Genomic DNA, 11,690 nt, shown 5'->3' with positions numbered 1-11,690 from the left:
CCTCAAGGTTGTTTTTTTTCGGGCTCCGCTGTGCCAGCATGTAGGTGCGGCCAGACCACGTTTAGATAAAGGGGCACGGGCCACAGCTTTGAAATTTATTTAAGAAACGTGGTCTGTCCGCGTTTTCCCCACGTGATCGCTATCTAAAAATTCAATTGAATGTATTTACAGTGGAAAATTGAATATGCGAGTCGATAGTATGTTTAATCAGGCTAGAGCTATGGTTGCAGGGAACTATAGCTACGCGATTGATGAACTTGGTTTTCGTCCGGAACAAGCGTTTGCGTATACTCAAGATGAATTGGAGCGTCTTATGCGAAAGGATTCTCCTGGCGCTAACGCAGTTCTTCAGACCGCTATTTATATGGAAGGCATTCGTCGTGGGTTAAGGCTGTCAAGGGAAAGTCAATACGCGATTGATATGTTGGAATTTTTGGCAGATACGTACGAAAAGTGCAGCGTTGAGAGTCTTGTAGAAATCGGCGTTGATGATAAAGAATTAGAGATTATCCAGTCTGATATGGACACTGTTAGCAAAGTGTTTTTGTGATTGGAATTATTAGGCCGGGTTTCAATTGCTGCTGAACTGAAAAGCCCCGAACTGCTCGGAGCTTTTTATTTGGACTGGCGATCGGCAGTGACTTAACGAAACGCCGGCACCACATCCCTGATAAATAGCTCCAACGACTTCTTCTTCTCCGCATGCGGCAAGCTGTTGTCACACCAGAAACTGAACTCATCCACCCCAAGTTCCTGGTAATACTTGATCCGCGGAATGATCTCTTCCGGCGTACCAATCATCGCCGTCTTGTGCAGGCTCTCCAGCTCAAACTCCGGGCGGCCAGCAAATTTCTCTTCTGGGCTGGGAGCGAGGAAGCCGTTGACCGGTACTTCCTTATTGCCGAACCACGCATCAAACGTGCGGTAAAAACGTGAGATCGCTTTAGCGCCGACTTTCCAGCCGCCCGGATCGTCAGCCGAATGCACGTGGGTGTGACGCAGCACCATCAGTTGCGGACGCGGCACGTCTGGATTGTTGTCGAGCGCGGTCTGGAATTTGTTCTTCAGGTCGACGACTTCTTCGTCGCCTTTCATCAACGGCGTGACCATCACGTTGCACCCGTTGGCCACGGCGAAATTGTGCGAATCCGGGTCGCGGGCGGCGATCCACATTGGTGGATTCGGCTTCTGAATCGGCTTCGGCACGCTGGTGGAGGTGGGGAATTTCCAGATGTCGCCGTCGTGGGCGTAGTCGCCTTGCCACAGGGCGCGGACCACCGGGACCATTTCGCGCAGGGCCTGACCACCGCTGGAGGCGGGCATGCCGCCGGCCATGCGATCGAATTCGACCTGATAGGCGCCGCGCGCGAGGCCGACTTCCATGCGTCCATTACTGATCACGTCGAGCAACGCGCATTCACCGGCCACCCGCAGCGGGTGCCAGAACGGCGCGATGATGGTGCCGGCGCCGAGGTGGATGGTGGTGGTTTTGGCGGCGAGGTAGGCCAGCAGCGGCATCGGGCTGGGTGAGATGGTGTATTCCATCGCGTGGTGTTCGCCGATCCACACGGTGCTGAAACCACCGGCCTCGGCCATCAGGGTCAGTTCGGTCAGGTCTTCGAACAGTTGGCGGTGGCTGACGCTTTCGTCCCAGCGTTCCATGTGGATGAACAGGGAAAATTTCATGACGCTTCCTCGGATCTTTTATTGTTGAGGCTACAAAACCTGTAGGAGTGAGCCTGCTCGCGATAGCGGTGTGTCAGAAAACACTTCGACATCTGCTAAACCGCTATCGCGAGCAGGCTCACTCCTACAATTGTTCCATTCAGGCCAGAACGGGCAGGGCGCCCATCTTGCCGTGGCAATACACCAGCGGCCCGGTGTGCTGCTCCGGGACGATTAGGTTCTTCACCGCGCCGACCATGATCGCGTGGTCACCACCTTCGTATTCGCGCCATAACTCACATTCGATGATAGCCGTCGCGTTGGCCAGGATCGGGTTGCCCAGCTCGCTCAACGTCCACTCGATGCCCTGCGCCTTGTCCTTGCCTTTACGGGCGAAGGCATAAGCTTCGCTTTGCTGGCCGCCGGACAGGACGTGGATCGCGAATCGCTTGTTCTTGATCAGCACGGGATAAGAATCGGAGCTGTAGTTGGGGCAGAACAGCACCAGGGCCGGGTCGATCGACAGTGAACTGAAGGCGCTGGCGGTGAGGCCGACGATCTGGCCGTCATCGTCCAGTGTGGTGATGACAGTGACGCCGGACGGAAACGAGCCCATGACTTGTTTGTAGATGGCAGCATCGATCATTGGACGGTCCTCGGGTGTTGTGACGCGATTTTTATGTATTTGTTGGTCTGATGGTATACCAGTATTTTTTCTTTGCAAGGGCTTTTAGGCTGAACCGATAAACGTGGTGCTTTCGTCGGAAACTCAGCGTTTATTGGGCTTTCGGCTGGCCTGCAGGCCGCAGTATCAGTGAGGATGGCGGATCAGCTAGCGCCGCAAACTACGGATCAGTCTTGTGAAATGTTTGGAATACCATAATATGGTCTGCATCTGAGGAGCGGCCCAGAGTCCCCCCGGTTTGGCTTCATACAAAGATAAGAACAGACAAACTCGAGTTCATGCATATGTCCCAGATGTCCCGGCAAGATCCGTTGATCGAGAATCACACGGTCGACTACGTCCCACTCGCGGAACGCCACGGGAAGGCCCGCGACCTTTTCACCTTATGGTTCAGCACCAACATCGCGCCACTGCCCATCGTCACCGGCGCCATGGTGGTTCAGGTGTTCCATCTCGACTTGCTTTGGGGGCTGCTGGCGATTGCGCTGGGGCACCTGATCGGCGGCGTGGTGATCGCCCTGGCCTCGGCGCAAGGCCCGCGCATGGGCATTCCGCAAATGGTTCAGAGTCGTGGTCAGTTCGGGCGTTACGGCGCACTGCTGATCGTGTTTTTTGCGGCGCTGATCTACATCGGTTTCTTCATTTCCAACATCGTGCTGGCCGGTAAATCGATTGTCGGCATCGCACCGTCGGTACCGGCGCCGCTGAGCATTCTGATTGGCGCACTGGCGGCCACGGCGATTGGCGTGATCGGCTACAACTTCATCCATACACTGAACCGCATCGGCACCTGGGTGATGGGCAGTGCGTTGCTCGCCGGTTTCATCTACATCTTCGCCCACGACTTGCCGGCAGACTTCCTGACGCGCGGCAGCTTCAACCTGTCGGGCTGGCTGGCGACGGTGTCGCTGGGGATTATCTGGCAGATCAGTTTCTCGCCGTACGTTTCCGACTATTCGCGTTATCTGCCGGCGGATATCGGTATCGCCAAACCGTTCTGGGCGACCTATTTGGGAGCGACGCTGGGGACGATTCTGTCGTTCAGCTTTGGCGCCGTGGCGGTGCTGGCAACGCCTGAAGGCACTGAAGCGATGGCTGCGGTCAAGCAGTCCACCGGTTGGCTCGGGCCGATTCTGATGGTGCTGTTCCTGCTCAATATCATCAGCCACAACGCGCTGAATCTGTACGGCGCGGTGCTGTCGATCATCACCTCGATCCAGACCTTTGCCAGTCAGTGGACGCCGAGCATCAAGGTGCGTGTGCTGTTGTCGAGCGTGGTGCTGGCGGGGTGCTGCGTGGTGGCGCTGGGGGCCTCGGCGAATTTCATTTCGCAGTTCATCGGACTGATTCTGGCGTTGCTGCTGGTGTTGGTGCCGTGGGCGTCGATCAACCTGATCGACTTCTACCTGATCAAGCGTGGCAGCTATGACATCAGCTCGATTTTTCGCGCGGACGGCGGCATTTACGGGCGCTTCAATCTGCACGCGATCATTGCCTATTTCATCGGGATCATTGTGCAACTGCCGTTCGCCAACACTTCGCTGTACGTCGGGCCGTACGCCAATCTGGTGGACGGTGCGGATCTGTCGTGGCTGTTCGGCCTGGTGGTGACGGTGCCGTTGTATTACTGCCTCGCCACGCGCGGGCAGACGCAGAAGCAACGTGGCGAGGGGATTTATCCCCGATCGACTGCGAAGCAGTCGTGAAATCAGCGAGTGCGGCGCCCTTTGAAATATAAAGGGGGCCGCTTCGCGACCCATCGGGGATAAATCCCCTCACTACAAGTGATCTCCTCCTAGACTCCGCATTCCAGCGGTCATTCAAATTGGCCATTTCGATCCCCTTTTGGCCCGTCAACCACTGTGCCGCGGCCCCGCGGTCGGCAAGAATCAAAGCCATAACGAAACGCTGAACCTTCCTTGCCCTTGGCTATCTTTGCAGCCGCTGCCGTGTACAGAACATAAAAACCATCGATCTCACGTCGCAATCCGGGGAAACAACCATGGTCACGATGAAACGCATTCTGGGTGCCACCGTGTGTGGGCTGACGCTGCTGGCCAGCGCGGTACACGCCGAGCAGCGCGAGCTGCGGGTCTACAACTGGGCGGATTACGTTCTGCCGTCGGTGCCCAAGGATTTCGCCGCGAAGACCGGCATCAAAGTGACCTGGGACACCTTCGACACCAACGAATCGCTGGAGGCCAAGTTGCTCACCGGCAACTCCGGCTACGACCTGGTGGTGCCGTCGAACCAGTTCATCGACACTCAGATCAAGGCCGGGGTGTTCCAGAAACTCGACAAGTCAAAACTGCCGAACTGGAGTCATCAGGATCCGGCGCTGCTCAAACTGCTCGACGCCAATGACCCTGGCAACCAGTACGGCGTGCCCTACATGTACGGCACGGTACTGATCGGTTTCAACCCGGCCAAAGTCAAGGCAGCGCTCGGCGACAACGCGCCGGTGGACAGCTGGGATCTGGTGTTCAAGCCGGAGAACATGGAGAAGCTCAAATCCTGCGGCGTGGCGATGCTCGATTCGCCGTCGGAAATCCTCCCGCTGGCCCTGCATTACCTCGGTCTCGATCCGAACAGCCAGAACCCGGCCGACTATGAAAAGGCCAAGGATCTGATGCTGAAGATTCGCCCGTACGTGACTTATTTCAACTCGGCCAAGTACATGACCGACATCGCCAATGGCGACATCTGCGTGGCCATCGGTTACTCCGGCAGCTTCTACCAGTTCGGTAATCGTGCGAAAGAGGCGGGCAACGGTGTGGTGGTTGACTGGCGCTTGCCGAAGGAAGGCGCGCCGATCTGGTTTGATACTTTCGCCATTCCGAAAAGCGCGAAGAATGTCGAAGAGGCGCATGAATTCCTCAACACCTTGCTCGATCCGAAAGTCATTGCGCCGATCAGCGACTTCCTCGGCTACCCGAACGTGAACAAGGACTCGATGCCGCTGGTGAACAAGGACATCACCGGCAACCCGAACCTGACGCCAACGCCTGAGGCCCTGAAAACCCTTTATGTAGTCCAGCCACTACCGCAAAAACTCGAACGCGTGCGCACGCGAGTGTGGACCAGCATCAAGTCCGACAAGTAACGCCGCGGTCACCTGTAGGAGTGAGCCTGCTCGCGATGCGTCGTGTCAGCCGACATTCAATAAAGGTGTCGGCTGACCCGACGCCTTCGCGAGCAAGCCCGCTCCCACAGGTGATAGTCAGTGGATGGAGGATCCGGAGCTGGCCGAGATCAAAGGGTGGGAGTGGGCTTGCTCACGAAGGGGCCGGCACATCCAGCATCAATGTCGGCTGACACGACGCATCGCGAGCAGGCTCACTCCTACAGGTTTTGTGGCGCGTTTTTACTCATCACCAGACTCAACACCACCGATCCCAGAATCACCCCGCCGACCACCGCCAGTGACCACTCCACCGGCATGTGAAACCAAGGCATCAGCGTCATCTTGCCGCCGATGAACACCAGCACAATTGCCAGTCCGTACTTGAGTAAATGAAAGCGGTCGGCCATGTCCGCCAGCAGGAAGTACAGCGCGCGCAGGCCCATGATCGCGAAGATGTTCGAGGTGAACACGATGAACGGATCGGTGGTGACCGCGAAGATCGCGGGGATGCTATCGACTGCAAACATCAGGTCGCTGGCCTCGATCAGCACCAGCACGAGGAACATCGGCGTGGCCCAGCGCACGCCGTTCTGCAGCACGAAAAAGCGCTCGCCGTGAAAGCCCTGGGTGATCCGCATGTGCCCGCGCACCCAGCGCAGAAGCGGGTTTTTGTCGAGGTCTGGTTGTTGCTCGGCGAACATCAGCATCTTGATCCCGGTAATGATCAGGAACACCCCGAAGGCATACAACAGCCACTCGAACTGCGACACCAGCCACACCCCGGCGAAGATCATCGCCGTGCGCATCACTATCGCCCCGAGTACGCCGTACAGCAGCACCCGGCGCTGCAATTCCGGTGGCACGGCGAAGTAGCTGAAGATCATCACGAAGACGAACATGTTGTCGATCGACAGTGACTGCTCGATCAGATAACCAGTGAGGAATTCCAGCGTCTTGCGCTGGGCAATTTCGGCGCCGAACTCGCCGTGCAGATACCACCAGAGCAACCCGGCGAAAGCCAAGGCCAGTGCGCACCAGGCGATCACCCAACAGGACGCTTCCCGCACTGAAACGCGGTGTGCCTTGCGTCCGCCGAAGACGAACAGGTCCAGTGCAAGCATGGCGAGAACGAAGATGATAAACGCGCCCCACATCCATGGTTCGCCAATATTGATGTTGGTGGTTGGCATGGTTGGCTCCCTGGCTTTTATTGAATTAGGGTCAGGCAGGGCCATGCTAGCGGCGAGTTTAGATGTAAGAAAAATCGCTTATTTCTTAGCGACAGTTCGGGAAAAACGAAGTGTTGTACTGATGATGCGCGCATAGCGGTATGATCGCCGCCTTCATTGGGTCGGGCGAATGCCTTGTCCGGCAACGAAAAGGAGTTTCGTAATTGAATCAGCCAGTCAATGAGTTGCGTGCAGAAGAGGGGTTGGAACGCTACCGGAAATACTTGCGCATCGAGGTTTCGTTATTCATTGCGGCGATGCTCGGCGCATTCGTACTCAATGGCTACGCTCATCTGGAAAAATATTATCTGGTGCTGGATGTGCCGTTTGACCGATTGAATATCAGTGGTCAAAAGCTTGCTGCGTATGGCGCTGCAGGACTTGGCGCGATGATCGGCGCGTTACTGTTCGCCATAGCATTTGTCATTGCCGTTTCATTGATCATTGCCTTGACTGAGCGGCCGGGAAGGCTGCCGGTATCCCCGACAAATCCTCTGTGGCTTGTGAGGTTTCGCCAACGTGCAAGTGAATTGAACATCGTGTTCAAACTCTTCGCTTTTTCCGCAGTCCTGGCCGGATTTTCCATTCTGGCCTGGTATCTGACCGTCCACGTACCCTCGATGTCGGGCAGAAAATCTGCCCTGGATACCGCCGCGAAGTGCGAGGAGCGCACCTTGACCTTCCGCAGCCTGGACCGCTACACCGCCTGCCAGGTCGCAGAGTCTGAGGACATGTTGTATCTGCTCAAGCGCGACTCAAAAAACAACACCCAGGTTTCGTTTTATACCTTTCAGCTCCCCAAAGCCGGCCTTGTTGAAAGTAAGGGAGAAAGCAAGAAAATGAAATTCGATCCGGATGATGACGACGCGAAATAACATGACTGTCGGCATCAGGACCGATCAAGTGCGCGCACCTGATCGGTCATCTGGCGTGCCCGAGGAGGCTGCAGCTGCCGCCTCGGGTTAGTTATTTGCCACGGGCCAACGCCGGAGTACGCGGCGGCACCTGACGCTTCGATCCGGTAGCCTCAAACGCCGAGGCCAGACGCAACAGATTCGAGTCATCGTAAGCACGACCGGCGAAGGTCAGGCCGACCGGCATGCCGATGTCGGCCATGATCCCCATCGGCACGGTGACAGTTGGCACGCCGAGGTGCCGGATCGCCAGATTGCCGTTGGCGACCCAGACGCCATTGCTCCAGGCGATGTCTGCCGATTCCGGATTGATATCGGCATCTGCCGGGCCGACGTCGGCGTTGGTCGGGAACAGCACCGCGTCGAGTTTCAGCGCATCCATCCAGTCTTCCAGATCAAGCTTGCGGGTCTTTTCCAGACCGCGCAGGCCATCGGGCAGCGTCGGGATCTGGTCCCACGGAGTGATTCCGCGCTCGGCCATGCGCACGTATTCGTCCATGCCGGCGGCCAGATCGCCTTCACGGTTGGGCAGGGTACCCGGGTCGTGCGGGAAGATTTTCGGCCCGTCGACATCGGCCAGGCGATTGAGCTTCGGATCGCCGTTGGCGCGCAGGAAATCGTCGAAGGCCCAGGCCGACAGATCCCACAGTTCGTGGTGCAGGAATTCCTTGGAGACGATGCCGCGATTGAACACGGTCGGCGCGCCGGGGCGGTCGCCTTCGCAGTTGGAAACCAGCGGAAAATCCACTTCGATGACTTCGGCGCCGGCCGCTTCCAGCGCGGTGCGGGCCTGGTTCCACAGGTCGATCACCGAAGCGCGGGTGTTGATCCGCTGCCCGGTCGGGCCGCCGATACCCGGTGCTTCACTGTTGCCGGCTTCAGGGTCGGCGTTGATGTACATCTTCGGTACACCGAGGCGTTTGCCGGCCAGTGCATCGGACTTCACCGCCAGTTCGGCGTAGGACGCCGGGCGTACCGAGGCAACGCTCGGGATCGGCACCCACGGCTGCAGGCGCCACAGATCGCCACGGGTGTCGGGGTCTTCGGCGACCACCACGTCGAGCACCTCAAGCAGATCGGCCATGGTCCGGGCGTACGGCACGACCACGTCCATGGTCGGCGTCAGCGGCCAGTTGCCGCGCACCGAAATTACTCCGCGCGATGGCGTGTAGGCGCACAAACCGTTGTTCGATGCCGGGCCGCGACCGCTCGACCAGGTTTCTTCCGCCAGACCGAACGCCGAGAAGCTCGCCGCGGTCGCGGTGCCGGCACCGTTGGACGAGCCGGAAGCAAACGGTGCAGTCAGATAAGCAGCGTTATACGGGCTCTCGGCCCGGCCATAGACGCCACGCTGCATGCCGCCATTGGCCATCGGCGGCATGTTGGTCTTGCCCAGGCAGATCGCTCCAGCGGCGCGCAGGCGTTCGATGGTGAAGGCGTCGCGATGTGCCACCAGATCGGCGAATGCCGGGCTGCCGGAAGCCGCAGTCAGACCCTTGACCAGATAGCTGTCCTTGGCGGTGTAAGGGATACCATCCAGCGGGCCGAGGGTTTCGCCCTTGGCCCGGCGCGCGTCGGACGCCCGGGCTTCGGCCATTGCTTCGGGATTGCGCACCACCACGGCATTCAGTGCGGTGGCGGTGTTCGGGCCGTCGTAGGCGTCGATCCGGGCCAGATAGGCCTGCACCAGTTCAACCGCGGTGGTCTGGCCGGCTTCGAGCGCCGCGCGTAATTGAGCAATGGAGACTTCAGTGACTTCGATCATGCTGTTACCGCCGACAGGTTCGCTAAAGGGGTGGGTCATTATGGTTATCGTCGAAACGTGTGAAGAATTACCGATGGGCGAAACTCTACCCTGAACTTTGCCGAATGGCATGTGCTAATTCGATAAATATCGACAAAACTCAGCGAAAAAATTCCCCCGGTGTCTCGCCAAACTGTTGGCGGAAGGCTGCGATGAACGCCGAGGTCGAGTCATAACCGCAGGCCAGAGCCACGTCGGTGACGCGTTCGCCACGTTCCAGCGGGGTCAGTGCGCCAAGCAATCGCAAGCGCTGGCGCCAGGCGCGGAAGGTCAGGCCGGTGTCGCGTAAAAACAGGCGGCTGAGGGTTTTTTCGGTGACGCCGAATTTTTCGCTCCAGTGCTGCAGTGTGGTCTGCTGTTCCGGATGTTGCTCCAGGCTTTGATAGATCTGTCGCAGGCGGCTGTCCTGGGGGAGTGGCAGCATCAGGTCGATCTGCGGCGCCTCGGCCAGTTGATCGAGGATCACCTGGGCCAACCGACCATGTGCGCCACCCTCGTCATATTCCACCGGGACCAGACTGAACGCACGAATCAGCTCGCGCAGCAGGTCGCTGACGCCCAACACATGACAACGCTCCAGCGCCCAGCCAGCCACGCTGCAATCGATGTACAGGCTGCGCATTTCCGTGTGCGGCGAGCTGAACACTCGGTGCGGCACGCCCGCCGGAATCCACACCGCGCGCTCGGGTGGCGCGACGAAACGCCCGGCGCTGGTCTGCACCTCAAGCACGCCCTGAATCGCGTACGACAATTGCACCCACGGGTGACTGTGACGCCGGGTCAGTGCGCGATTGGGCAGCGATTCGGTGCGCCCGTACAGCGCACGGGGCAGGCTAGGCAACCCGGGAATGCTGCGCCGGAAGCTTTTCTCATGTCCTTTAGGCGGCATCTGTCGGCTCTTCGGCGTTAGTCGGTAATTTCTGCTCACGTTAGAGTCGCAGTCACGTACTGGCAACCCCCGGATGAGCAAACCATGACCCGCCCAAGATTCCTGCCCGACAACTTCACCCTGACCCTGATTGGCGTCGTGCTGCTGGCCAGTTTTCTGCCGGCCAGCGGGCAGGTCGCGGTGGGGTTCGGCTGGCTGACCAACATTGCCATCGCGCTGCTGTTCTTCCTCCACGGCGCCAAGCTGTCGCGTGAATCAATCATCGCCGGGGCCGGCCACTGGCGCCTGCACCTGTTGGTGTTCGGTCTGACCTTTGTGCTGTTCCCGCTGCTCGGGCTCGCGTTGAAACCGCTGCTGTCGCCGCTGATTGGCGACAAGCTGTACATGGGCATGCTGTATCTCTGCGCGTTGCCGGCCACCGTGCAGTCGGCAATTGCCTTCACCTCGCTGGCCCGAGGCAATATCCCGGCGGCGATCTGCAGTGCAGCGGCGTCGAGCCTGTTCGGGATCTTTCTCACGCCGTTGCTGGTGACGCTGCTGCTGAACGTGCACGGCGACGGCGGTTCGACCCTGGATGCGATCCTGAAGATCAGCGTACAACTGCTGCTGCCTTTCATTGCCGGGCAGATCGCTCGGCGCTGGATCGGCGCGTGGGTCGGGCGCAACAAGAACTGGCTGAAGTTTGTCGATCAGAGCTCGATTCTGCTGGTGGTGTACGGCGCATTCAGCGAGGCGGTCAACGAAGGTATCTGGCACCAGATTCCGGTAGTCGATCTGCTGGGGCTGGTGGTGGTCTGCTGCATTCTGCTGGCGCTGGTGCTGTTGGCATCGACCTTGCTGGGCAAGGCGTTCGGTTTCAGCCAGGAAGACCGCATCACCATTCTGTTCTGCGGTTCGAAGAAGAGCCTGGCCACCGGTGTGCCGATGGCACAGGTGTTGTTTGCCGGCAGCACGATTGGTGTGTTGATTCTGCCGCTGATGCTGTTCCATCAGATTCAGCTGATGGTCTGTGCGGTGCTGGCGCAGCGTTATGCCAAGCGGCCGGAATCGGTGCCGGAGCTGATGGCGCAGGTTGATCCATAATGCAGTGATGCCCGGCGGTCAGCCATCGCGAGCAGGCTCGCTCCCACAGTTGACCGCGCAGGGCATTACAGCGCAAGAATCCTTCAGTCCTGAGTCACGTGTTTCGGGCCGGCCAGTGCCCAGGCAATCAGGCCAAACAACGGCACGAACACGATGGCGATAATCCACACGCCTTTGTTGCTGCCTTTGCCTGCGCTCTTGCGCACGCGGTTGATCGCCCACAATTCAACGATCACAAGAACGACGGCGAGTACGATCCAGACGGGTTCAATTTGCATGGGCTACCTCCTGATGGTC

At 58.7% G+C, this 11,690-nt stretch carries 11 protein-coding genes; 5 read left to right on the top strand and 6 right to left on the bottom strand.

Translation table 11 applies throughout. From position 1 onward, the window contains the following. Nucleotides 1-184: 184 nt before the first annotated feature. Nucleotides 185-550 carry a hypothetical protein gene (locus ACOYXG_RS15240; RefSeq protein WP_414888330.1) on the top strand — a complete coding sequence of 122 codons (366 nt, stop codon included), beginning with the start codon at nt 185-187 and terminating at the stop codon, nt 548-550. Between the two features lie 92 nt (nt 551-642). Here the strand turns inward: ACOYXG_RS15240 and ACOYXG_RS15235 are convergent, their stop codons facing one another. Together ACOYXG_RS15235 and ACOYXG_RS15230 are read right to left on the bottom strand one after the other, a co-directional pair. Further along, nucleotides 643-1,686 (bottom strand): LLM class flavin-dependent oxidoreductase, encoded by a 1,044-nt coding sequence (locus tag ACOYXG_RS15235; protein WP_225135307.1) that lies wholly within the window; start codon nt 1,684-1,686, stop codon nt 643-645. A gap of 139 nt (nt 1,687-1,825) precedes the next feature. Beyond that, nucleotides 1,826-2,311: a flavin reductase family protein gene (locus tag ACOYXG_RS15230; protein WP_086790921.1), complete on the bottom strand. Its 486-nt coding sequence runs from the start codon at nt 2,309-2,311 to the stop codon at nt 1,826-1,828. A 323-nt stretch (nt 2,312-2,634) separates the two neighbouring features. Here ACOYXG_RS15230 and ACOYXG_RS15225 point away from each other — a divergent pair, with 323 nt between their 5' ends. Continuing rightward, the gene (locus tag ACOYXG_RS15225; RefSeq protein ID WP_460352572.1) at nt 2,635-4,056 is read left to right on the top strand and encodes a purine-cytosine permease family protein; all 1,422 of its coding nucleotides are present in this window, start codon (nt 2,635-2,637) and stop codon (nt 4,054-4,056) included. A gap of 296 nt (nt 4,057-4,352) precedes the next feature. Continuing rightward, complete coding sequence (locus ACOYXG_RS15220; protein ID WP_027613051.1) at nt 4,353-5,453, top strand: polyamine ABC transporter substrate-binding protein; 1,101 nt, start codon at nt 4,353-4,355, stop codon at nt 5,451-5,453. A gap of 239 nt (nt 5,454-5,692) precedes the next feature. Here ACOYXG_RS15220 and ACOYXG_RS15215 read toward each other — a convergent pair whose 3' ends face one another. After that, nucleotides 5,693-6,664, bottom strand: a complete 972-nt coding sequence (locus tag ACOYXG_RS15215) for a TerC family protein (protein WP_460352570.1) — start codon at nt 6,662-6,664, stop codon at nt 5,693-5,695. A 203-nt stretch (nt 6,665-6,867) separates the two neighbouring features. On the opposite strand from ACOYXG_RS15215, the gene ACOYXG_RS15210 reads away from it, so the two are divergent. Beyond that, nucleotides 6,868-7,578: a hypothetical protein gene (locus ACOYXG_RS15210; RefSeq protein WP_027613053.1), complete on the top strand. Its 711-nt coding sequence runs from the start codon at nt 6,868-6,870 to the stop codon at nt 7,576-7,578. Nucleotides 7,579-7,669: 91 nt separating this feature from the next. Here ACOYXG_RS15210 and ACOYXG_RS15205 read toward each other — a convergent pair whose 3' ends face one another. Together ACOYXG_RS15205 and ACOYXG_RS15200 are read right to left on the bottom strand one after the other, a co-directional pair. After that, the gene (locus ACOYXG_RS15205; RefSeq protein WP_460358478.1) at nt 7,670-9,382 is read right to left on the bottom strand and encodes an amidase; all 1,713 of its coding nucleotides are present in this window, start codon (nt 9,380-9,382) and stop codon (nt 7,670-7,672) included. A 139-nt stretch (nt 9,383-9,521) separates the two neighbouring features. Continuing rightward, on the bottom strand, nt 9,522-10,310 hold the full coding sequence (locus ACOYXG_RS15200; RefSeq protein WP_115989574.1) for a helix-turn-helix domain-containing protein: 789 nt from the start codon (nt 10,308-10,310) through the stop codon (nt 9,522-9,524). Between the two features lie 84 nt (nt 10,311-10,394). Between ACOYXG_RS15200 and ACOYXG_RS15195 the strand changes: the two genes are divergently transcribed. Then, entirely contained in the window at nt 10,395-11,393 is a 999-nt protein-coding gene (locus ACOYXG_RS15195) for a bile acid:sodium symporter family protein (protein WP_460352567.1), read from the top strand. Between the two features lie 83 nt (nt 11,394-11,476). On the opposite strand, the gene ACOYXG_RS15190 is transcribed toward ACOYXG_RS15195, so the two are convergent. Beyond that, nucleotides 11,477-11,671, bottom strand: coding sequence for a PLD nuclease N-terminal domain-containing protein (locus ACOYXG_RS15190; protein ID WP_027613057.1), 195 nt, complete (start codon nt 11,669-11,671; stop codon nt 11,477-11,479). Nucleotides 11,672-11,690 lie beyond the last annotated feature (19 nt).

This window comes from Pseudomonas sp. G3-39 (assembly GCF_054790485.1).
Note: the sequence above shows the minus strand (reverse complement) of the source record. Positions and strands in the feature narration are given on the sequence as shown.